20 protein-coding genes are annotated in these 22,774 nt (G+C 60.4%); 13 read left to right on the top strand and 7 right to left on the bottom strand.

The features are described from left to right. The 4 genes from BLW22_RS25670 (at position 1) to BLW22_RS25655 (ending at position 3,674) form a co-directional block, all read left to right on the top strand. Positions 1–1,320, top strand: coding sequence for an HlyD family type I secretion periplasmic adaptor subunit (locus BLW22_RS25670; RefSeq protein ID WP_143045176.1), 1,320 nt, complete (start codon positions 1–3; stop codon positions 1,318–1,320). Then, positions 1,317–2,645 carry a TolC family outer membrane protein gene (locus BLW22_RS25665; protein ID WP_074847711.1) on the top strand — a complete coding sequence of 443 codons (1,329 nt, stop codon included), beginning with the start codon at positions 1,317–1,319 and terminating at the stop codon, positions 2,643–2,645. Before BLW22_RS25670 ends, BLW22_RS25665 begins: the two co-directional genes overlap by 4 nt. 136 nt (positions 2,646–2,781) lie before the next feature. Then, positions 2,782–3,210: a DUF4160 domain-containing protein gene (locus BLW22_RS25660; protein ID WP_074847710.1), complete on the top strand. Its 429-nt coding sequence runs from the start codon at positions 2,782–2,784 to the stop codon at positions 3,208–3,210. After that, a complete protein-coding gene (locus BLW22_RS25655) occupies positions 3,207–3,674 on the top strand; it encodes a DUF2442 domain-containing protein (RefSeq protein WP_065924162.1) in 468 nt (155 codons plus the stop codon). Before BLW22_RS25660 ends, BLW22_RS25655 begins: the two co-directional genes overlap by 4 nt. Here BLW22_RS25655 and trmA read toward each other — a convergent pair. Continuing rightward, positions 3,657–4,736, bottom strand: a complete 1,080-nt coding sequence (gene trmA / locus BLW22_RS25650) for a tRNA (uridine(54)-C5)-methyltransferase TrmA (protein WP_074847709.1) — start codon at positions 4,734–4,736, stop codon at positions 3,657–3,659. The two genes, BLW22_RS25655 and trmA, sit on opposite strands and share 18 nt — an antisense overlap. Next, entirely contained in the window at positions 4,733–6,028 is a 1,296-nt protein-coding gene (locus tag BLW22_RS25645; RefSeq protein ID WP_053137959.1) for an NCS2 family permease, read from the bottom strand. Before BLW22_RS25645 ends, trmA begins: the two co-directional genes overlap by 4 nt. A 188-nt stretch (positions 6,029–6,216) precedes the next feature. On the opposite strand from BLW22_RS25645, the gene BLW22_RS25640 reads away from it, so the two are divergent. The 4 genes from BLW22_RS25640 (at position 6,217) to BLW22_RS25625 (ending at position 10,450) form a co-directional block, all read left to right on the top strand. Next, complete coding sequence (locus tag BLW22_RS25640; RefSeq protein ID WP_074848253.1) at positions 6,217–6,663, top strand: DUF4879 domain-containing protein; 447 nt, start codon at positions 6,217–6,219, stop codon at positions 6,661–6,663. A 96-nt stretch (positions 6,664–6,759) separates the two neighbouring features. Further along, positions 6,760–7,284, top strand: a complete 525-nt coding sequence (locus tag BLW22_RS25635; protein ID WP_065947664.1) for a (2Fe-2S)-binding protein — start codon at positions 6,760–6,762, stop codon at positions 7,282–7,284. Beyond that, complete coding sequence (locus BLW22_RS25630) at positions 7,281–8,270, top strand: FAD binding domain-containing protein (protein ID WP_074847708.1); 990 nt, start codon at positions 7,281–7,283, stop codon at positions 8,268–8,270. The genes BLW22_RS25635 and BLW22_RS25630 overlap by 4 nt, the downstream gene beginning before the upstream one ends. Beyond that, positions 8,267–10,450: a xanthine dehydrogenase family protein molybdopterin-binding subunit gene (locus BLW22_RS25625; protein WP_074847707.1), complete on the top strand. Its 2,184-nt coding sequence runs from the start codon at positions 8,267–8,269 to the stop codon at positions 10,448–10,450. Before BLW22_RS25630 ends, BLW22_RS25625 begins: the two co-directional genes overlap by 4 nt. Before the next feature lie 18 nt (positions 10,451–10,468). Here BLW22_RS25625 and BLW22_RS25620 read toward each other — a convergent pair whose 3' ends face one another. Together BLW22_RS25620 and BLW22_RS25615 are read right to left on the bottom strand one after the other, a co-directional pair. Further along, complete coding sequence (locus BLW22_RS25620) at positions 10,469–12,934, bottom strand: membrane-targeted effector domain-containing toxin (protein ID WP_235865610.1); 2,466 nt, start codon at positions 12,932–12,934, stop codon at positions 10,469–10,471. Positions 12,935–13,048: 114 nt separating this feature from the next. Continuing rightward, entirely contained in the window at positions 13,049–14,287 is a 1,239-nt protein-coding gene (locus tag BLW22_RS25615) for an MFS transporter (protein WP_065924168.1), read from the bottom strand. 318 nt (positions 14,288–14,605) lie between these two features. On the opposite strand from BLW22_RS25615, the gene BLW22_RS25610 reads away from it, so the two are divergent. Genes BLW22_RS25610 through BLW22_RS25600 form a run of 3 tightly spaced genes read left to right on the top strand, consistent with a single transcriptional unit; the run spans position 14,606 to position 17,234 of the window. Continuing rightward, positions 14,606–16,045: a cytochrome ubiquinol oxidase subunit I gene (locus BLW22_RS25610; protein WP_027605306.1), complete on the top strand. Its 1,440-nt coding sequence runs from the start codon at positions 14,606–14,608 to the stop codon at positions 16,043–16,045. Between the two features lies 1 nt (position 16,046). Continuing rightward, the gene (gene cydB, locus BLW22_RS25605; protein WP_027605307.1) at positions 16,047–17,054 is read left to right on the top strand and encodes a cytochrome d ubiquinol oxidase subunit II; all 1,008 of its coding nucleotides are present in this window, start codon (positions 16,047–16,049) and stop codon (positions 17,052–17,054) included. Positions 17,055–17,066: 12 nt separating this feature from the next. After that, complete coding sequence (locus BLW22_RS25600; RefSeq protein WP_010562540.1) at positions 17,067–17,234, top strand: DUF2474 domain-containing protein; 168 nt, start codon at positions 17,067–17,069, stop codon at positions 17,232–17,234. An 82-nt stretch (positions 17,235–17,316) separates the two neighbouring features. Here the strand turns inward: BLW22_RS25600 and BLW22_RS25595 are convergent, their stop codons facing one another. Beyond that, on the bottom strand, positions 17,317–18,441 hold the full coding sequence (locus BLW22_RS25595; RefSeq protein ID WP_065924169.1) for a methyltransferase: 1,125 nt from the start codon (positions 18,439–18,441) through the stop codon (positions 17,317–17,319). Between the two features lie 161 nt (positions 18,442–18,602). Then, complete coding sequence (locus tag BLW22_RS25590) at positions 18,603–19,316, bottom strand: helix-turn-helix transcriptional regulator (protein WP_074847706.1); 714 nt, start codon at positions 19,314–19,316, stop codon at positions 18,603–18,605. Positions 19,317–19,696: 380 nt separating this feature from the next. Here BLW22_RS25590 and BLW22_RS25585 point away from each other — a divergent pair, with 380 nt between their 5' ends. Further along, positions 19,697–20,473 carry a ferredoxin--NADP reductase gene (locus BLW22_RS25585; protein WP_065924171.1) on the top strand — a complete coding sequence of 259 codons (777 nt, stop codon included), beginning with the start codon at positions 19,697–19,699 and terminating at the stop codon, positions 20,471–20,473. Positions 20,474–20,519: 46 nt separating this feature from the next. On the opposite strand, the gene mscL is transcribed toward BLW22_RS25585, so the two are convergent. After that, positions 20,520–20,936, bottom strand: a complete 417-nt coding sequence (gene mscL / locus BLW22_RS25580) for a large-conductance mechanosensitive channel protein MscL (RefSeq protein ID WP_053137928.1) — start codon at positions 20,934–20,936, stop codon at positions 20,520–20,522. 287 nt (positions 20,937–21,223) lie between these two features. Here mscL and katB point away from each other — a divergent pair, with 287 nt between their 5' ends. Further along, the gene (gene katB, locus BLW22_RS25575) at positions 21,224–22,765 is read left to right on the top strand and encodes a catalase KatB (protein WP_074847705.1); all 1,542 of its coding nucleotides are present in this window, start codon (positions 21,224–21,226) and stop codon (positions 22,763–22,765) included. Positions 22,766–22,774: the final 9 nt, after the last annotated feature.

Genomic DNA, 22,774 nt, shown 5'->3' with positions numbered 1-22,774 from the left:
ATGAGTAAGCCGGTGCTGGCCAGCGACCGCCCTCACACGGTGTTGGCGCTGGATGACAAAAACTATTCACGCCTGGGCTGGTGGCTGGTGCTCGGCGGCTTTGCCGGATTTATCGGCTGGGCCGCGTTGGCGCCGCTGGACAAGGGCGTGGCGGTGTCGGGCAAGGTCATGGTCTCTGGCCATCGCAAGACCGTGCAGCATCCTGCCGGGGGCATCGTCGAGCGTATCGAGGTGCGTGACGGTGATGTGGTCAACGCCGGCCAGGTGCTGTTGCGCTTGAAGGAGACGCCCTTGCGCGGGCAGATGCAGTCGCTGCGCAGCCAGTACCTGGCGTCCCTGGCCAGTGAGGCGCGCTTGAGTGCGGAAAGCGAAGGTCTGCCCGCCATCACCTTCGGTCCTGAATTGCTCAACGAGCCGGAGGCCGCCAACACCCTGAATCTGCAACGGCAACTGTTCACCAGCCGCGCCCAGGCGCTGGCCACCGAGCAGCAAGGCCTGCGCGAAACCATCGCCGGCGCCGAGGCGCAGTTGCGTGGCACGCGGGATTCCCAAGCGAGCAAGCTGCAGCAACGCGCGGCATTGAATGAACAACTGCAAGGCCTGCGCGAGCTGGCGCGTGATGGCTATATCCCGCGCAATCGCCTGCTCGACAGCGAGCGCCTGTACGCCCAGGTCGACGGCGCGATTGCCGAAGACTACGGACGCATCGGCCAGTTGCAGCGCCAGGTTCTGGAACTGCGCCTGCGCATCCGCCAGCTCGGCGAAGACTTCCAGAAAGACCTGCGCGGTCAGTTGGCCGAGACCCGCACCCGCAGCGACGACCTGCGCAACCGCCTGGCCTCGGCCGAGTTCGAACTGGCCAACAGCCTGGTGCGGGCGCCGGCCTCGGGGGTGGTGGTGGGGTTGGAGGTGTACACCGAAGGCGGGGTGATCAAGCCCGGCCAGGCGCTGATGGACATCGTGCCCCAGGGCGAAGCGTTGTGGGTGGAAGCGCGGGTGCCGGTGCAAATGATCGACAAAGTGCATCCGGGCCTACCGGTGGAGTTGCTGTTCTCGGCCTTCAACCAGGCCACCACCCCACGGGTGGCCGGTGAGGTGACGCTGGTCTCCGCCGACCGCCAGGTCGATGAGCGCACCGACGAGCCTTATTACACCGTGCGCGCCCAGGTCAGTGCGGCGGGCATGCAACAACTGGACGGCGTGCGGATTCGTCCGGGCATGCCGGTGGAAACCTTCATCAAGACCGGTGAGCGTTCGATGCTCAACTACCTGTTCAAACCCTTGCTGGACCGTACCCACATGGCCTTGGTGGAAGAATGAAGGCACTGTTTTTTACCCTGTGCCTGAGCGTTACACCGGCGGCACATGCCTTGGGTTTGCTCGACGCCTACGACCTCGCCCTGCGCAATGACCCGACCTTCCAGGCCGCCATCCAGGAGCGCGAGGCCGGTGAAGAGAACCGCGTGATCGGCCGTGCAGCGTTATTGCCGAACCTGTCCTGGAGCTATAACAACTCGCGCAACGAATCCGAAGTTACCCAAAGCACCGCCGTCGGCGATGTCACCAGCGACCGTGATTACCGCAGCTATGCCTCGACCCTGACCTTGCAGCAACCGTTGCTGGACTACGAAGCCTATGCGCGCTTTCGTCAAGGCACGGCTCAGGCGCTGATGGCCGATGAGCGTTTTCGCGGCAAGAGCCAGGAACTGGCCGTGCGCGTGCTCAGCGCCTACAGCCAGGCGCTGCTGGCGCAGGAACGCATCGAGTTGAGCCGTGCGCAGAAACGTGCGTATGCCGAACGCCTGCAACTCAATGATCGTCTGCTCAAAGGCGGTGAAGGCACGCGCACCGATGTACTGGAAACCCAGGCGCGCTTGAGCCTGGCCCAGGCAGAGGAAATCGAGTCGCTGGACGCCCAGGACAGCGCCTTGCGCGAGCTGGAAGCGATTGTCGGCCAACCGTTGCAGATCGAAGCGCTGGCACCCCTGGCCCGTCCATTCGACATCCCGCCCCTGGAGCCCAACCGCTTCGAAACCTGGCGCGAACTGGCCATGGCCAATAATCCAGAACTCAAGTCCCAGCACCACGCGCTGGACGTGGCCTCTTACGAAGTCGAGCGCAAACGCGCCGGGCACATGCCCAAGGTCAGCCTGTACGCCAGCAGCCGCCAGACCAGCTCCGATTCGGAAAGCAGCTACAACCAGAAGTACGACACCAACAGCGTCGGTATCCAGGTCAGCCTGCCGTTGTTTGCCGGCGGGTCGGTATCGGCCTCTACGCGCCAGGCGGCCAATCAACTGTCCCAGGCCCAATACGAGCTGGACGCACATACCTCGGCGACGCTGGTGGAGCTGCGCAAGCAGTTCAACCTCAACACCAGTGGCGCGGCGAAAGTGCGTGCCTACGAGATGGCTGTCAGCTCCGCCACCGCGCTGGTCACTGCGACCAAAAAGAGCGTCAGCGGCGGTGAGCGGGTCAACCTCGACGTGCTCGACGCCGAGCAACAACTGTTCACCGCCCGCCGCGACCTGGCGAATGCGCGACATGCGTATCTGCTGGCCAGGATTCAGTTGAAGTATTACGCGGGGTTGCTGAGTGAGCAGGACTTGCGGGCGTTGGCGGGGTATTTCCAGCCTTCGGCATGAGTGGTTACAACCCGGCATTCGCCGGGTTTTTTGTGGTTACTAATCTGTGAAACAGCTTCGAGACGATGGAGCCGGTTGTCGGGTGGCAGGAGGGAAATTGTTACCTGGCGGAAAATAACCTAACGGATGGGTTACGATGAAAGTAGGGGCCTACAAGGGATATGTCATCTCGGTGTTTATCAGGGGCGAGCATTGCCCGCCTCATGTGCATGTCAGGGGCAAGGGGTGGGATGCGCGGTTTCGTTTCAGTTTTTTGGATGGGGACGTTGAGTTGTGGGATGTAGAGCCTGAACGGAGGCGGCCACCCACTGCGGTTCTGAAGGAAATACGCGAGGTAATCATGCAGCGACATTATCTGGCACGGGCGCGCAGGATTTGGTGGGAAAAACTGCAAACGGTTTGCCTGGAGAACCATTCCTGGAACTGGGACACCAGTGAATTGGTTCCAGGGTTAGTCATTCGACGTGGTGTCTACGTTATCGCAAGCGCCTGGCACGATGCCTTAGCGCAGCGGACCATTTTGAATCTGGTAAGAGCGCCAGATTGCGTAGGGATTAATTTATGAAAATCGTAAAAGCCAAAGTCATACCTTATGTACCTCTCACTGACGCCGACGTCGACAAGGCAATCGCCCGTGGCCGCAGGCTAAAGCGCCTGTACGCCAACGCCAGCAATGTGCGTTACGAAAACGATTGCATCTCCATCGGCTTCAGCGACGGCAGCCGCGTCATGTTGCCGGTGGCCGGCCTGCCGGAGTTCGAAGGGTTTTCAGAGGAAGATTTCCAGCAGTTGGAAGTCAGTTTCGGTGGCAAGGCCATTAGCTGTGAGGCCCAGGATCTGGATGTTTCGATCACGGGCCTGATCGCCACAAGCCAGCCGCTGATGGACCTGGCTACCAGCCTGGTAGCATCACGCAACGGTCGCAAGAGCAGCGCTGCCAAATCCGCCGCCGCCCGCGCCAATGGCAAGAAGGGCGGCCGGCCACGCAAGAAGGAACCTGAGGACGCTGAATTACCGCCGGGTCAATAACACCCCGGATTCCATATGGTGCGTCCACGGGAACTGGTCAAACATCGCACACTGGGTAATGCGGTGGGTGTCATGCAGTTGCGCAATATTGGCTGCCAGCGTCTCCGGGTTACAGGAGATGTACAGGATGTTGTCGAAGCGCCGGGTCAGTTCGCAGGTGTCCGGGTCCATGCCGGCGCGGGGCGGGTCGACGAACACGCTACCGAATTCGTAGCTTTTGAGGTCGATGCCGTGCAGGCGGCGGAATGGGCGCACTTCGTTCAGCGCTTCGGTGAGCTCTTCGGCGGAGAGGCGCACCAGGGTGACGTTACCCACCGCGTTTTCATCGAGGTTGCTCAGGGCCGCATTTACCGAGGTCTTGCTGATCTCGGTAGCCAGCACTTTACGCACACGGGTGGCCAGGGGCAGGGTGAAGTTGCCGTTGCCGCAATACAGCTCCAGCAAGTCATCCGGGCGATCGCCCAAGGCTTCGTATGCCCAGTTGAGCATCTTCTGGTTCACCGTGCCGTTGGGCTGGGTGAACGCGCCTTCGGGTTGACGGTAGCTGAAGGTGCGGCCGCCGACGTCGAGTTTTTCCACCACGTAGTCGTGGCCGATCACATCGCGCTTGCCCTTGGAGCGGCCGATGATGCTCACATTCAAATCAGCCGCCAGCTTATTCGCCGCGGTGTGCCAGTGATCGTCCAGCGGGCGGTGATAACACAGGGTGATCATCGCGTCGCCGGCCAGGGTGGTGAGGAACTCCACCTGGAACAGCTTGTGGCTCAGGGCGGCGCTGGCTTGCCAGGCGGCCTTGAGCTGCGGCATCAACTGGTTGATGCGCTGGCTGGCGATGGGGAATTCTTCGATCAGGATCGGCGTGCGCTTGTCGTCCTGGGAAAACATCGCGTAGTGGCGTTCACCGCCTTCGCGCCACAAGCGGAACTCCGCCCGCAGGCGGAAGTTCTGCAGAGGCGACTCGAAGACCTGCGGCTCGGGTGCGTCGAACGGTGCCAACAGGTCACGCAAGCGCGTGACCTTGTCTTGCAGTTGAGCGGTGTAGCGTGTGGCGTCAAAAGTCATGCGTTGAACCAGCCCAGCTTGATCACGAACAGAATCGACAGAATCACCAGTGCCGGGTTGAGCTCACGGTAGCGGCCCGAAAGCAGCTTGATGGCGGTCCAGGCGATGAAACCGAAGGCAATGCCGTTGGCGATGGAGTAAGTGAAGGGCATCGCCAGGGCGGTGATCACCACCGGCGCTGCAACGGTAATGTCATCCCAGTCGATTTCGGCCAGGCCTGAGGTCATCAATACGGCGACGAACAGCAGCGCCGGCGCGGTAGCAAAGGCCGGTACGCTGGCGGCCAGCGGCGAGAAGAACAGCGCCAGCAGGAACAGGATCGCCACCACGATGGCGGTCAAGCCGGTACGGCCACCGGCGCTTACGCCCGCAGCGGATTCGATGTAGCTGGTGGTGGTCGACGTACCCAGCAGGGAACCGGCCATGGCGGCGGTACTGTCGGCGATCAGCGCACGGCCCATTTTCGGCATGTGGCCGTCCTTGCCCATCAGCCCGGCGCGCTTGGCCACGCCGATCAGGGTGCCGGAGTTGTCGAACAGGTCGACGAACAGGAAGGCGAAGATCACGCTGACCAGGCCGATGTCCAGCGCGCCCTTGATATCCAACTGCAGGAAAGTCGGGGCCAGGGACGGCGGCATCGACATCACGCCACCAAACGCGGTGACGCCCAGCAGAATGGAGACGATGGTCACCGCCAGGATGCCGATCAGCACCGCGCCGCGTACGGCCAGGGCTTCCAGCGCAACGATCAGCATGAAGCCGAGGATGGCCAGGATAGGCGCCGGCTTGGTCAGGTCGCCCATGCCCACCAGGGTGTTGGGGTTGCCGACCACGATCCCGGCGTTGTGCAGGGCGATCAGTGCCAGGAACAGGCCGATACCGGCGGCAATCGCCGAACGCAGGGGCAGGGGAATGCTGTTGATGATCCACTCACGGATACGGAAGATCGACAGCAGGAAGAACAGCACCGCCGAAATGAATACCGCACCCAGCGCAACCTGCCAGGTGTGGCCCATGTGCAACACCACGGTGTAGGTAAAGAAGGCGTTGAGGCCCATGCCCGGTGCCAGCGCGATCGGGTAGTTGGCGATCAGGCCCATCACGGTCGAACCGATGGCCGCCGCCAGGCAGGTCGCGACAAATACCGCGCCCTTGTCCATGCCGGTCTCGCCGAGGATGCTCGGGTTCACGAACAGGATGTAGGCCATGGCCAGGAATGTCGTGATGCCCGCGAGGATCTCGGTGCGCACGTTGGTGTTGTGTGCCTTGAGTTGAAACAGCTTTTCCAGCATGCCTGCTCCCTGTGACGCTATGTTGCGTCGTTATTTGTTGACCTCTAAGTCAAAGCACAAACTGCGCCAAGCGCCTGTGGTTCCAGAGAGGATCGGAAAAAGCGGCGCATCATACCAGCAGCCGAGGCTGTGTGGCGCATGGCCTTGAGGCATACTGCGGCGACGTTCAACAGCAGGTCATCGACAGCATGAAAAAAGCCAACGCGTGGAGTCTAGCCCTGATCCCTTGTCTCGGCCTGTGGTTGGGTGCGGCACCGGTGTGGGGCGCGACTGCACCGCCCTTGAGCGAGGTGCGCGTGTTCAAGGTCGAATCGGCGCGCTGCACGGAAACCATCCCGGAGCGCGCGCAAAGCACCCAGATGTGCACGCACCGTGGGCCCACCCAAGTGTCGGTGATGGAAGTCGGCCTGGGTAACAACCCGGTGGGTCGCTTCAATGGTGCCGAACTGAACGGGCAACGTACGCCCGTGTGCCAGGTCGGCAGCATCAGCGAAGCCTGCAGCGGGACGGGCACGCTGATGGGCTACATCTATGTATTTGACCTGAATGTCCAGGCCCAAGGCTGGTTCGAATACAGCAACTCGTCGATCAACGGCCCGCGGAATACCTTGAAGACCCTGCTCAATATCCGCTGATCAATCACCTTGAACGCTCAAAAAACCGGGAAGTCGTACCCCTGAGACGGCGACTTTCCTGAACGCCGCGGATGTACACCAACCCGTGAGGTGTTTATGAGCGCGATCCCCAATGGCGCGGCGGCCCAACCGTTCGTCGCCCACTCCATACGCTTGACCCTCAATGGTCAGGACCGCCAACTCGATGTATTGCCCTGGACCACGTTGCTGGACCTGCTGCGCGAGCAACTGGACCTGGTCGGCAGCAAAAAAGGCTGCGACCACGGCCAATGCGGTGCGTGCACAGTATTGCGCGACGGCAAACGCATCAACGCCTGCCTGACCCTGGCGGTGATGTGCGACGGTGCCGAGCTGACCACCATCGAAGGCCTGGCCGACGGCGACCAACTGCACCCGATGCAGCAAGCCTTCATCAAGCACGACGCCTTCCAGTGCGGCTACTGCACGCCCGGGCAGATTTGCTCCGCCGTCGGCCTGGTCAATGAAGGCCGTGCCCACGACAGTGCACAGATCCAGGAGCTGATGAGCGGCAACCTGTGCCGCTGCGGCGCCTACAGCAATATCCGCGATGCCATCGAAGAGGCTTTGCCGGCGTGCCGCGCCCAGGGAGGTGAGCAATGAATCCCTTCCAGTACAGCAAACCGGCGGATGTCCACGCAGCCGTGCACCTGAGCAGCGCCGCGTCGCGCTTTATTGCCGGCGGCACCAACCTGCTGGACTTGATGAAAGAAAACATCAGCCGCCCCGAGCACCTGATCGATATCACCGGCCTGCCGCTCAATGAGATTGAACAAACCGCCGAGGGTGGCCTGCGCATCGGCGCGCTGGTGAGCAATGCCGACCTGGCCTGGCACCCGCTGATCGAACAGCGTTACCCGTTGCTGTCCCAGGCGATCCTTGCCGGTGCTTCGCCGCAACTGCGCAATATGGCCAGTACCGGCGGCAACCTGTTGCAGCGCACCCGTTGCTACTACTTCTATGACGCTACCGTGCCCTGCAACAAGCGTGAGCCCGGCAGCGGCTGCCCGGCGCGCACTGGGTTGAACCGTATCCATGCGATCCTTGGCGCCAGCGAACAGTGCGTGGCCACTCACCCTTCGGACATGTGCGTGGCCCTGGCGGCGCTGGAGGCGCGGGTGCATGTCGAAGGCCGAGGCGGCGCGCGGATTATCGAGTTTGCCGACTTCCACCGCCTGCCCGGTGATGCGCCGCAACGCGACAACCAACTGGCCGACGATGAGCTGATCACCGCCATCGAATTGCCCGCCGACCACCTGGCCCGTCACAGCCATTACCTGAAAATCCGCGACCGCGCGTCTTACGCGTTTGCCTTGGTTTCGGTGGCCGCCGCTCTCGAGTTGGACGGCGATCGAATCGTCGACGCGCGCCTGGCCCTCGGCGGCGTGGCCCATAAACCCTGGCGTGACCGTGCGGTGGAAGCCTCGTTGATCGGCCAAGTGGTCAGCCGCGAAACCTTCAGCAATGCCGCCGACGCGATGCTGCAAGATGCCGAGCCGCTGGAACACAACGGCTTCAAGATCAAGCTGGCGCGCCGCGCAATCATCCGTGCCCTGAGCGACGCCGCCGTCGCAGGAGATCGCCCATGACCGCTATTGGCAAACCCCTGGACCGTGTCGACGGTCTGCTCAAGGTCACCGGCCAGGCGCGTTATGCCGGTGAGTTTCCCGAGGACGGCCTGCTCCACGGCAGTGTGGTGTCCAGCACCATCGCCAAGGGCCGTGTGCTGGCGATCGATGCGTCCAGGGCACTGGCCCTGCCGGGCGTGGTGGCGGTTATCCATCACCTCAACCGGCCGACAATCGCCCGTTACGACGATGCCTTCCAGGATGACGATGCGGCGGACGGCTCACCGTTTCGCCCGCTGTATAACGACCGTGTGCTGTACAGCGGCCAGCCCCTGGCCCTGGTGATCGCCGACAACCTTGAACTGGCGCGACATGCCGGCTCGCTGGTAGCGATCGACTACGCACGGGAAGACTTCGAGACCGACCTGCTCGCCCAGCAGGAACAGGCCCATGCTTCACCGCAGGCGCCGCCCAAGCCGCGTGGCAATTTCCAGGCCGAGTGGGCCGCTGCCGCCGTCAGCCTCGACCTGCACTACAGCACCCCCATCGAACACCACAACCCCATGGAACCCCACGCCAGCACCGTGCTGTATCAGCCGGACGGCACCTTGCATATTCATGACAAGACCCAGGGCCCGCAGAACTGCCAGGCCTATGTGCAAGACGTGTTCGGCCTGGATAAAAGCCAGGTGCGGATCTTCGCCGCATTCGTCGGCGGCGCGTTCGGCTCGGGCTTGCGCCCGCAGTATCAATTGCCGCTGGCGGTGATGGCGTCCCTGGCGCTCAAGCGCTCGGTGCGCGTCACCCTGACCCGCCAGCAGATGTTCACCTTCGGCTACCGCCCGCGCACCTTGCAGCGTTTGCAGATGGGCGCCGCCGCCAATGGTCGCCTGCTGGCATTGGGGCATACGGCGATTGGCCAGACCTCGCGCTTCGAAGACTTCAGCGAGCACGTGGTGGAGTGGGGCGGCATGCTCTATCACTGCGACAACGTGCAACTGACCTACAAACTGGTGCCGCTGGATGTATTCACGCCCCTGGACATGCGCGCGCCCGGCGCTGCCTTGGGCGTGATCGGCGTGGAGTGCGCCATGGACGAATTGGCCAGCGCCTTGGGCATGGACCCGGTGCAACTGCGGCTGGTCAACTACGCCGAGCGCAACCAGAACGAAGACAAACCCTGGTCGAGCAAGGCCCTGCGCGAGTGTTACAGCGAAGGTGCCGAGCGCTTCGGCTGGAGCCAGCGCAACCCGGAACCGCGCAGCATGCGCGACGGCTGCCAGTTGATCGGCTGGGGCATGGCCGGTGGCGTGTGGGAGGCCATGCAGATGAAGGCCAGCGCCAAGGCGCGCATCGACGCCGAGGGCAAGCTGACCGTCAGCAGTGCGACCACGGACATCGGCACCGGCACCTACACGGTGATGACCCAGATCGCGGCGCAGGCCAGTGGCGTGGCGGTTGAGGACGTGGTGTTCCTGCTCGGCGACTCTTCATTGCCCACCGCGCCGCTGCAAGGCGGCTCGTTCACTGTGTCGTCCGTCGGCACCGCCGTGCAGCAAGCCTGCGAAGCGTTGAGCGCCAGGCTGCTGACCATCGCCCGGCAGACTTACCCGGTGTTCAAGGATGCCGAGTCCGTGCGTTTTGAAGACGGCCAACTGCACACCGGCGACGTGAGCGTGTCGTTGGCACAGCTGGTCAAGGACAGCGGTGACGAGAGCGTGGAAGTCCAGGTCGACAGCGAGCCGGACAAAAAGCGCGAGGGCTACGCCACCGCGACCCATTCGGCGGTGTTCGTCGAAGTGCGGGTGGATGAAGACTTGGGCACGATCAAGGTCAGCCGCGTGGTCAGCGCCATTGCGGCCGGGCGGGTGGTCAACCCGAAGATGGCCCGCAGCCAGATCCTCGGCGGGGTGGTGTGGGGCATTGGCATGGCCCTGCATGAGGAGACCCAGATCGACCATCAGTTGGGTCGCTACATGAACCACAGCCTGGCCGAGTACCACATCCCGGTAAATGCCGATATCGGCGAGATTGACGTAGTGTTTGTCGAGGAACATGACGAGATCGTCAACGCCCTTGGGTCCAAGGGCGTGGGAGAGATCGGCATTGTCGGGGTGGCGGCGGCGGTGGCGAATGCGGTCTACCATGCCACCGGCAAGCGGGTGCGAGAGTTTCCGATCACCCTGGATAAGGTGCTCTAGAGCACCTTATCCAACGGTTTACAGGTCAATGTAGAGTTCTGTCTTGTCTCGGGATTGAATAAGCGAGGGGCCCTTGCCGGGGATTGCATCGTCGACACTAACCCCGGTGGCGCCTGTCAACTGAGATATGCCTCGAATCGCAGGTTCGCCGTCATAGGTGAACACATGGTCGCTGCCGACTCTTGCAACCCATTTGGACTGCGGGTTCGCGGCTTGGTCGTGCTCGATCAGTTTGGTTGCGTAGTAGTTCATGTTTTTGAGACGTGTGGACTTCGGTTCTACTGAAGGCACATCAATCGCTTTGACTCGAACACCATGCGCTCGCATGGTCAACAGAAGCTCTCGATTGGTGTATGCCCCGTGTGTACTGTGGGCGCGGTCAATCAATCGCAAATTCGATCTTAGCGCGGCTGAAAATTCACCGGTTTCGAAAAACCTGTCCAGATCGGGCTGCAACGAATGCTCGAACCCTTCCGAGTACAGTGTGGAGACATTGTTTCTCTCAAACTCGGCTGCATTATCGATCAGCAGTCGCAGACCGGCAGATTGGGAATGGTCTTCGCCAATAATCATGCCGAGGGATTTCTGGTAGACGGTATTGACGACCTCTGACATTGACGCATTGCCCGGGATATCCGAGTGAGCGGGGCGCTCCTTGGTCTTGGCCTTTTTATGGAAGGTGTCAGCGTCCTGCTTCATTCGCTTGTCGATTTTCTCGTTTGTCCTCGACGTTGATGCTTCTCCCTGTGCAGGGTAGTCGTACGCGGCGGGGTCAAAACTTTGCTCCGCCGAACCTCTTGACCACCATGGCCACCTTATTCCTCCCGGTCCGTTGATCGGCTCCCAGGCGCCGTCCTGGGTGGAGTGCACCGTCATCACAGGCTTTCTCGTCTCGGGATCAATAATGCGGGCATACCCGTCACTGAGTTTGAACCTACCGTCGATCTCATAGATACGGCTGATGTCTTCAGCATCGGTCAAACGGATAAACCACCTGTCTGCACCATCACGTCCTTTTACTTGATACATGCCTTTGACGTTGGCATGAGCCCCCGAGATCAGTTGTTCTCCCTCCACGACGGCGTGGTTGCTGATATCGAGCCACTGTGACGGGCGCAGACGATTGACTTCGTCGGCAGTGGGCCCCGGACCGGGTACGGCGCTGACGGGTTCTTTTATTGGCTGGGTCGCAGGCGTTGCTGACGTGGGGCTGTTCGACTTGAGTGACGGTTTAGACTCGGGCAGGTTTTTCCTCGCGGGGCTGTTCGGTTTCAACGCAAGCCCATCTGCCAGGTCCCTTGTCTCCTGAACAGACAGCGCCTCATTTCGAAGCGCTTTGGCCAGCAGCGAAGACAGCATTCTGGCTTGGCCATAGGCAGGGATGAATCCCTGTGCGAAATCACCGACGTTTTTGAGCTCTGCGTCCAGCGTCGACTTGTCGAGACCGAATACCTTGCCAAGCTGATTGTTTGTATTCAAGTCAACCAACAGAGCACTGAATGGGTTGTCCAGGTAGCGCTCTACGGTGTCTGCGGTGGTTTTATTCACACCGAATACTTGCAAGGCATCCGCGATACCTGCAGAGGGATGCTCAAGGTGTTTGAGAAACTCCTCGTAGAATCCCCGGAGATCGTTTGCTCCGACATTTTCAGCCGCTTCGTTCTGGACTTTGTACTTGAACTCGCCGAATGTGATTGGCACCAGTGGCTTGTGACTGTTCAAGCCATCTTTCACAAAATAGAAGTTGTGCTGTTTGTCTTGGCCCAGAAGGTTTCCGTAGGCGTCATAGGTAAACAAGACTGTTTCTCCGTCGGGTCGCTGCCCGGAATAAAGCAGTCGTCCGCTCGGTGAAGAGCTTTCCTCTTTAATATTCGTCAAGCCATTGACCGCAGTGGGCGGCGCAGTGGGGCCTTTATCCAGACGCCCGAAGATATTGTCGCCTTCATTGGCATAGGGGCCGACGATGGCGTTGATATCATTGTTTCTGAACCGAATCAGTGTATCGATAACCCGTGTTTTTTTTTCGGATGACTCACCGCCCGCAAAATGCTGGCTGAAGGACTCCAGTCGCTTGGGCTCGTTGGCCTGGGTTTTCACCCATGCGTTCATTTCTTCGGTGGTTGTGAATGAGTGAAGTGAACGACCTTCCTTTTCTGGAACAAATAGCACGATATTCGGCTCGTCAGGCACAGCCGGAACACGCTGAATAAATATGATGTCCCTGGCTTGGATGCCATCCACGGCAAAGGTCTTGACTTGCACTTGAGGGCTGTTTTTTTTACCCGGCCACATCACGGCATCGGCTATTTGGCTGACCTCTGGACTCATGTATCCGCTGTTCAGATCCTTTGCGACGCTTGTCGTGAACCGATCCTTGGCGTTCATCAGGATGTAGTTGTCGTTGGGTGTGTTCCAGGAGGCAGTCGGGAATAGGTGGGGGGTCGTCATCCCGATGGGGACGCTGGCATTATTCACGTTGTTCATCAACTGAGGGCCCGTCGAAAGGTATTTGGTTAGCACCGGATTATTCCAGTAATGTTGTAACCCTTACGTGACCCCAACTTAAGAACGCGTTCCATCTTCGGCCTGCATCCGTGCCTAAGTGCTTTTCTCTTCCACCGGCACATGCATACGATCCCGATTCGCCAGGGTCGGGAACAGTTTGATCCACACCCCGGTCACCACCAGCGTACCGATCCCGCCCATGACCACGGCGGGCACGGTGCCGAACCAATGGGCGGTAATCCCCGATTCGAACTCGCCCAATTGGTTGGACGCGCCGATAAACAGACCATTGACCGCACTGACCCGCCCGCGCATTTCATCCGGCGTCTCCAACTGCACGAAGGACGCACGGATCACCATGCTGATCATGTCCGCCGCGCCCAGCACCACCAGCACCGCCAGGGAAAACCAGAACGAGGTGGACAGGCCGAAGGCGATGGTTGCCACGCCGAATACGCCGACGGCGGTGAACATCACCCGGCCCACCTGCCGATCTACCGAAAAGCGCGCCAGCCACAACGACATCAACAACGCGCCCACCGCCGGCGCCGAGCGCAACAGGCCCAGGCCCCAGGCGCCGGTCAGCAGGATGTCCTTGGCGAACACCGGCAGCAACGCGGTGGCGCCGCCCAGCAGCACGGCGAACAGGTCGAGGGAAATCGCCCCGAGGATGTCCGGGCGACTGCGGATAAAGCGGATGCCGGCCAGCAGTGAATCGAGGGTGGCCTTGCCTTTGTTGAGCGGGGTCTGGCGGGCGGGCAGGTTGAGGGTCAGCACACAGGCAATGAGGTACAGCGCCACCGTGGGCCCATACACCCAGACGCTGCCGAAGGCGTATAGCAAACCACCGAGGGCCGGGGCGACAATGGTTGCCAGTTGCTGGGCCGACTGCGACGAGGCCACCGCACGCGGGAACAGCGCACTGGGCACGATGCTCGGCAGCAGGGCCTGGGTGGTGGGCATTTCAAACGAGCGCGCGGCGCCGAGCAGGAAGGCGAGGATAAAGATCATCTCGCGGGTCACGTTGCCGGTGAGGCCGCCGATGGCCAGGGAAAGGGCAATCAGCGCCTGCACGGTCTGGCAGATGGCCGCGACTTTGCGTCGCTCATAGCGGTCGGCCACATGCCCGGTGTGCAGCATGAACAGCACGCGCGGCACGAACTCCACCAGACCGACCAGCCCCAGGTCGAGCACGTTGCCGGTGAGTTGGTAGAGGTTCCAACCAATGGCCACGGTAAGCATCTGGAAGCCGCTGGCGGTGAAGATCCGTGCCAGCCAGAACGCAATGAAAGGGCGGTGGTGACGTAACAGCAACGTGGGTTCACTGGGCATCGGAAATTCAGGTCAAGGCCGGAGGGAAGGGGCAGATTAGCATCAAGCTGTAACAATTAGTTGCGAGAAGAAGACTGAGGCAAGCTGTCACGCGGCAAAAGACCACACAGGCCAGCCGTGAAAATGGGACTACTCTTTTCACTGTGATTGACCCAGATCAAAGTCATTTCAGAATTTGTTCTGGTGGCCGCAAGGCCCGATTCCCTGCGTGGCTGGTTAAAAAAAGAAACGAATTGAAATTCGCCAGACTCCATATCCGTGGGGGCAGTGGGTGCAGGCTCCCGCCAGCAGCCGGTATTACCTGACAGAGGAAGACTTATGTTCGGTTTGGAGGCGCTAGATCTCGCCCGAATTCAGTTCGCGTTCACCATCTCATTCCACATCCTGTTCCCGGCGATCACCATCGGCCTGGCCAGTTACCTCGCGGTGCTGGAAGGCTTGTGGCTCAAGACCCATAACGATACCTACCGTGACCTCTACCATTTCTGGTCGAAGATCTTTGCCGTCAACTTCGGCATGGGCGTGGTCTCCGGTCTGGTCATGGCCTACCAGTTCGGCACCAACTGGAGCCGCTTCTCGGACTTCGCCGGCGCCGTGACCGGGCCGCTCCTGACGTACGAAGTGCTTACGGCCTTCTTCCTGGAAGCCGGTTTCCTCGGCGTGATGCTGTTCGGCTGGAACAAGGTGGGGCGCAAGCTGCACTTCTTCTCTACCGTGATGGTGGCCGTCGGTACGTTGATCTCGACCTTCTGGATCCTGGCGTCTAACAGCTGGATGCAGACGCCGCAAGGCTTTGAAATCATCGACGGCCGCGTGATTCCTACCGATTGGCTGGCGGTGATCTTCAACCCGTCGTTCCCTTACCGCCTGATGCACATGGCGACGGCGGCGTTCGTGGCCACCGCGTTCTTTGTCGGCTCCTCGGCGGCCTGGCACTTGCTGCGCGGCAAGGACAACCCGGCGATCCGCAAAATGTTGTCGATGGCGATGTGGATGGCCCTGATCGTGGCGCCTATCCAGGCGGTGATCGGCGACTTCCATGGCCTCAACACCCTCGAGCACCAGCCGGCGAAAATTGCCGCGATTGAAGGCCACTGGGAAAACAAAGGCAATGAGCCAACGCCGCTGATCCTGTTTGGCTGGCCGGACATGAAGGCCGAAAAAACCAAGTATGCGGTGGAGATTCCGTACCTGGGCAGCCTGATCCTGACCCACTCCCTGGACAAACAGGTGCCAGCGCTCAAGGAATTCCCGCCGGAAGACCGGCCGAATTCGACCATCGTATTCTGGTCGTTCCGGGTCATGGTCGGCCTGGGTTTCCTGATGATCTTCACCGGCCTGTTCAGCCTCTGGCTGCGCCGGGGCGACAAGATGTACACGTCCAGGCCGTTCCTGTACCTGGCGCTGTGGATGGGGCCGTCTGGCCTGATCGCGATTCTCGCCGGTTGGTTCACCACTGAAATCGGCCGCCAGCCGTGGGTGGTCTACGGGTTGATGCGCACGGCGGATGCTTCTTCCGGGCATAGCCTGGCGCAGATGACGATCACCCTGGTGTTGTTCGTGGTGGTGTACTTCGCGCTGTTCGGCGCCGGCCTGGGCTACATGATGCGCCTGGTGCGCAAAGGCCCGGTGACCCACGAAGGCACGGAACCGACCCACGGTGGCCCTGGCCAGAAACGCACACCGGCCCGTCCGTTGTCCGCCGCCGATGATGGCAGCGATGACGACCACGCCCACATCCAGCACAAGGGGAATTGAGATGGGTATTGATCTTCCGCTGATCTGGGCCGTGATCATCATCTTCGGCATCATGATGTACGTGGTCATGGACGGCTTCGACCTGGGCATCGGCATCCTCTTCCCGTTTATCCCGGGCAAGACCGACCGTGACGTGATGATGAACACCGTGGCCCCGGTCTGGGACGGTAACGAAACCTGGCTGGTGCTGGGCGGCGCGGCGTTGTTCGGCGCGTTCCCGCTGGCCTATTCGGTGGTGTTGTCGGCCCTGTACCTGCCGCTGATCCTGATGCTGGTGGGGCTGATCTTTCGTGGCGTGGCCTTCGAGTTCCGCTTCAAAGCCAAGGACCACAAGCGTCACCTGTGGGACAAGGCGTTTATCGGTGGTTCGCTGGCGGCCACGTTCTTTCAGGGCGTGGCGCTGGGGGCGTTTATCGACGGGATCCCGGTGGTCAATCGCCAGTTTGCCGGCGGCTCGCTGGACTGGCTCACGCCGTTCACGATGTTCTGCGGCGTGGCGCTGATCGTGGCCTATGCCTTGCTGGGTTGCACCTGGCTGATCATGAAAACCGAAGGCCCGTTGCAGGAGAAGATGCACAACCTGGCGCGGCCATTGGCCTTCGTGGTGTTGGCCGTGATCGGCATCGTGAGTCTCTGGACGCCGCTGTCGCACCCGGAAATCGCCTCGCGCTGGTTCACCCTGCCGAACCTGTTCTGGTTCCTGCCGGTACCGATCCTGGTGCTGGTGACCATGTACGGGTTGATCCGCGCCGTGGCGCGGAATGCCCACTACACGCCGTTCCTGCTGACGCTGGTGCTGATCTTCCTCGGCTACAGCGGCCTGGGGATCAGCCTGTGGCCGAACATCATCCCGCCATCCGTGTCGATCTGGGATGCCGCTGCGCCGCCGCAGAGCCAAGGCTTCATGCTGGTGGGCACCTTGTTCATCATTCCGTTCATCCTGGGCTACACCTTCTGGAGCTACTACGTGTTCCGCGGCAAGGTCACCCACGAAGACGGCTATCACTAGGAGGGTCGTTGCATGTCCGGCAAACCTACGTTGCACGAGATCGAACAGGCCGAGAAACAGCCGCTGTGGCGGCGCCTCGGCTGGTTGGCGATGATCTGGACCGGCAGTGTGCTGGCCCTGTTCGTGGTGGCCAGCCTGATGCGCATGTTCATGAATGCGGCCGGCCTGACCACCCACTGACATCCCGATCCGGGCTTCGCGGCCCGCTGCCTGTTAACTTGAGGGCAAGCCCTGCTCTTCTTTTGGAAGGGCAGGGCTTTTTTTATTTGCGCGCTTTGAGAATCACGAACTTGGGCGTGGCAGCGACCTGCTCTACGCCACGGAACAAGCGCGCCAACTTGCTGTGATAACCCAGGTGACGGTTGCCGACGATATACAGGGCGCCGCCGACCACCAATGCCTCCCGCGCCTGCTGGAACATGCGCCAGGCGAGGAAGTCGCCGACCACCTGCTGCTGGTGGAACGGCGGGTTGCACAGCACAACGTCGAGGGAGTCCGGCTCCTGGCCGGCCAGGCCGTCGCCGGCGCGTACTGTCACCTCCCGATCGCCGAGGGCGGCGTGCCAGTTCTCAAGGGCCGATTGCACGGCCATATAGGACTCGTCCACCAAGGTGTACTGGGCGTCGGGGTTTTGCAGGGCGCTGGCAATCGCCAATACCCCGTTGCCGCAACCCAGGTCCGCCACGCGGGCACTGCCCAGGTTGTCGGGCAGGTGCGGCAGGAAGGCGCGGGTGCCGATGTCCAGGCCTTCACGGCAGAACACGTTGGCATGGTTGAGCAGTTCGATAGCCGGCGCGTCCAGGGTGTAGCGCGTCGGGTAGGGCGAGACCGCCGTGGGGCGGTCGGCCAATGTCGCGATCAGCAACCGCGCCTTCTTCACCGCCAGGGAGGCGTGCATCGGCCCGATATAGCGCTCCAGCAACTCACCGGCCGCCCGGGGCAGGTGCTTGACCATCGCTGCGGCGATCACTTCGGCACCCGGCGCCAGTTGGCCTTGCAGGCGGATCAGTTGTTCTTCCAGCAATGCCAGGGTCTTGGGGACGCGGATCAGCACCCGGTCGAACGGCCCGCTGGGCACCTCGCTGGCGGGGATGAACGGCACGGCGTCAAAGGCCTTGCCATTGCGCACCAGGTTTTTATCCAGGCCCAGGGCGGCCAGGAACGAGTCGCCGCTGGAGGTCACCTGCACCCGGCCTTCCAGGCTCGCAGCCAGGGCGCCGAAGCTGTCATTGAGCACCAGCACGCGGGTCGCAGCGCTCGGTTGCTGTTCAGCCAGGTAGCTGAGCAGGTACTCGTCGGCGGCGTCGAAGGCTTGCAGCGGATCGTTATGTTGCTCTGGCTGGCGGATCAGATCGAGCTGGGCGAAGGGGCTGTCGAGCAGGGGCATGGCGAGGGAGGCTCTGGGTCATCGATGGGTGTTCGGCAGTCGGCTGCGGAACCGTCTGAGTGAACAGCGGGCGGCACCCCGTGGGGACAGCCCAGCACTCAGAATGGGTCGTAAATGTTACTTTTTTTCCTGAGGGATTACATGCGGTGTTTCAACGCTGATTAAAACAACCCCGCTTTCGAAGCGCAGAGCACGGCGGCGATCTTGTTGTTGACTCCCAGCTTTTTGAAGCAACTGCAGATATGAAAGCCCACCGTACGTTCGGACAGGCACAGGATGGCGGCAATGTCCGCGGCGGTCTTGCCCATGGCTGACCACTTGAGGATTTCGGTTTCGCGCGGGGTTAATTTGCTTGCAGGGTTGTTAATGCTGGGCTTGTGTGCGTAAGTCTTCGCGACGACCGCATGCATCGCATGGCACAGCCACAGCACCTGGCCGGCTTTTTCATAAAGCTCCTGCGGGGTCACTTCACCTGCACTACGACCAAGGGTCAGCATGCTGAACACACCCTGGAAATCATGCACGGCTTGGGTCCATCCCAAATGCACACCAAAAGATTGGGCTAAAGACCATAAACTTGGTGAGTCTTTAAAGGTTTTTTCCTCCCAGACAAGGGGCAGTACACAACGTTTGCAATGTTCCACCACGGGATCAGCTTCAAAGAAGTGGGCCTGGTTATACAGTTTGTTCCACTCATCGGGATAGTTGTTGAGGCGAATAGGCTTCGTTTGGTTGTTAGGTAGTTGAGAACTCATCGTAAAAGAACAGTATTGGAAGCCAAGTGCGTAGGTGTGGTTGACAGCCATCTCGAAAAGAGTCGTAACCTCGCTCTCGCCTTCCAGTTTGGGAAGTCGGGTATTGCGCCAGTTGACCATTGGTAACTCTCCATGGGTTTCCGCATGACATGGGATACGTCCTGAACTCCCACTGCACGGAAATTAGTGTAGGACATGAGCTACATCGCGAAACAAAATTTTCGCTCTTGCAGGGCAGCGTTTAAGAAATTTTCTCTAAGGTCGCGGCGGGCTTAGCTAAGAGGCTTAGTGGTTTTTTTCGATTTTTTAGTCAGTTGAAGCACCTGTAGCGGATCAACTTAGAGCGTGCTTGTAGCGCGGATAAAGGAGCTAATAGCAAATTGATCAGAGTTGATATTAGGTTGCCATTATTTTGTGCCTATATAATGCCACTACCAACCATAGGTGTTTCCGGGCTCGAGTTTGAGGGACACTAGGGCACCTGTAGAACGGAGTCCCCCATGACGGCCAGTGCTGAGAAATTTACCCGCCAGACCTTGCTCGATGTGCAATCCCTGACCCCCAGCCTGTTTACCCTGCGAACCACCCGTGACCCAGGGTTCCGGTTTACCGCCGGCCAGTTCGTGCGCCTGGGGGTCAGCAAGGCGGATGGCAGCACGGTGTGGCGCGCGTATTCCGTGGTGTCCTCGCCGTTTGATGAATACTTGGACTTCTTCTCGATTGTTGTCCCAGGCGGCGAATTCACCAGTGAGCTCAGCCGATTGCGGGTGGGCGATACCTTGATGGTGGAGCGCCAGGCTACCGGGTTCCTGACCCTGAACCGTTTCGTCGATGGCCGTGACTTGTGGATGTTAGGCACCGGCACCGGGGTGGCACCGTTTTTGTCGATCCTGCAGGACTTCGAAGTCTGGGAGAAATTCGAGCGCATCCTCCTGGTATACAGCGCGCGGGAAGCCCGGGAGCTGGCGTACCAGTCGCTGATCAAGGGGTTGGGCGAGCGGGAGTACCTGGCAGAATATGCGCACAAACTGACCTACATCCCCATCGTGACCCGAGAGGATTATCCGGGCGCGTTGAGTGGGCGTATTACCACCTCGATCGAAAACGGAGAATTGGAGCGTGCTGCCGGCGTCGAGCTGACCCCGGAACATTCCCGCGTGCTGATTTGCGGCAACCCGCAGATGGTGGATGACACTCGCCAGTTGCTCAAGCAGCGCGACATGCAACTGAGCCTTAGCCGCCGGCCAGGGCAGGTGGCAGTGGAAAACTACTGGTAATGAAAAGGCGCCTCAAGGAGGCGCCTTTTTTCCAAGCCGGTCCGGGTTAAAGCGGCTTGTCGTTCTGCGCCTTGAGCAGGTCGCGAATCTCGCCCAGCAGCACTTCTTCCTTGCTCGGTGTCGGTGGCAGGCTAGGCGCCACGGCTTCTTCGCGCTTGAGGCGGTTGATGGCCTTGACGCCCATGAAGATCGCGAACGCGACGATCACAAAGTCGATCACGCTCTGGATGAACTTGCCGTACGCCAGCACCACGGCAGGCACATCGCCCTGTGCCGCCTTGAGCGTAATCGCCAGGTCACCAAAGTCCACGCCACCGATCAACAGACCAATGGGCGGCATCACCACATCGCCTACAAACGAGGAAACAATTTTGCCGAAGGCGGCGCCGATGATGATACCGACGGCCATGTCGACCACATTACCTTTGACCGCGAAGGCCTTGAACTCACTGATCACGCCCATAGGTTATTCCTTGTTACAGATGAGAAGGGTGCCGCTCAGTGTAAGTCAGTCGTAACCGGCTTGCCTGATACAGCTGCTAACACTGTCAGTTTTTATCGACACATTAAATCGCAAATAGTTTGCAAAGTGCCACCAATCGCGCGCGAAATACCCGCTATTTCAGCGGCTTACCACATTATTTTCTCAATCGACCTGGTGGTGTTTTTCTATTTATCTTCTGACTCGCGGGTCACTAGCCTCTGGCAAGCACAACTGAATGTGCATTAAAAAAACCAGAGGAAACCTTGATGAAGAATCCAATCAATCGCGGCCCGGTATTGGCGCGTCATGTGCTGGTACTGGCGACCGCCAGCCTGCTTTCCCTCTCTTTACAAGCCGCCAACCTGACCCGTGACAACGGTGCCGCCGTCGGCGACAACCAGAACTCGCAAACCGCCGGCGCCAATGGCCCGGTGCTGCTTCAGGACGTGCAACTGATCCAGAAGCTGCAGCGCTTCGACCGTGAGCGCATCCCTGAGCGCGTGGTGCATGCCCGTGGCACCGGCGCCCATGGTACCTTCACCGTCACCGATAACCTCAGTGACCTGACCAAGGCCAAGGTCTTCGCTGCTGGCGAAACCACCCCGGTGTTCGTGCGCTTCTCCGCCGTGGTGCACGGCAATCATTCCCCGGAAACCCTGCGTGACCCGCGCGGCTTCGCCACCAAGTTCTATACCGCCGATGGCAACTGGGACTTGGTGGGTAATAACTTCCCGACGTTCTTTATCCGCGATGCCATCAAGTTCCCCGATATGGTCCACGCCTTCAAGCCGGACCCGCGCACTAACCTGGATGATGACTCCCGTCGCTTCGACTTCTTCTCCCATGTTCCCGAGGCCACTCGCACACTTACCGAGTTGTATTCCGACTCCGGTACTCCGGCCAGTTATCGGGAAATGGACGGCAATGGCGTACATGCCTACAAGTTGATCAACGCCAAGGGTGAAGTGCACTACGTCAAGTTCCACTGGAAGAGCCTGCAAGGCATCAAGAACCTCGATCCCAAGCAAGTTAGCGAAGTGCAGGGGCGTGACTACAGCCATATGACCAACGACTTGGTCACCCATATCAACAAGGGCGATTTCCCCAAGTGGGACCTGTATGTGCAGGTACTCAAGCCAGAAGACTTGGCCAAGTTTGATTTCGACCCGCTGGACGCCACCAAGATCTGGCCGAATGTGCCCGAGCGCAAAGTCGGGCAGATGGTGCTGAACCGCAACCCGGCAAATGTCTTCCAGGAAACCGAGCAAGTGGCCATGGCCCCGGCCAACCTGGTACCGGGTATCGAGCCGTCGGAAGACCGCCTGCTGCAAGGCCGGGTGTTCTCGTATGCCGACACGCAGATGTATCGCCTGGGCGCCAATGCCCTGCAACTGCCGATCAACGCCCCTCGGGTCACCGTCAACAACGGTAACCAGGACGGCGCGCTGAACTTCGGCAAGACCACCAGCGGCGTGAACTACCAGCCAAGCCGCCTGGAAAACCGTGAAGAGCCGCAAACCGCGCGCTACAGCCAGACGGCACTGTCGGGCAGCACCCAGCAGGCGAAGATCCAGCGTGAGCAGAACTTCAAGCAGGCCGGCGATCTGTATCGCTCCTACAACAAGAAAGAGCGTCAGGACTTGATCGACAACTTCGGCGGCTCCCTGGCCACGACCGATGACGAGAGCAAGCACATCATCCTGTCGTTCCTCTACAAGGCTGATCCGGAGTACGGCACCGGCGTGGCCAAGGTCGCCAAGGGTGATCTGGCGCGCGTGAAGGCGCTGGCCGAAAAACTCACTGACTGATGTTGGTTT

It is taken from the genome of Pseudomonas marginalis (assembly GCF_900105325.1).
Lineage (GTDB): Bacteria > Pseudomonadota > Gammaproteobacteria > Pseudomonadales > Pseudomonadaceae > Aquipseudomonas > Aquipseudomonas marginalis.
Note: the sequence above shows the minus strand (reverse complement) of the source record. Positions and strands in the feature narration are given on the sequence as shown.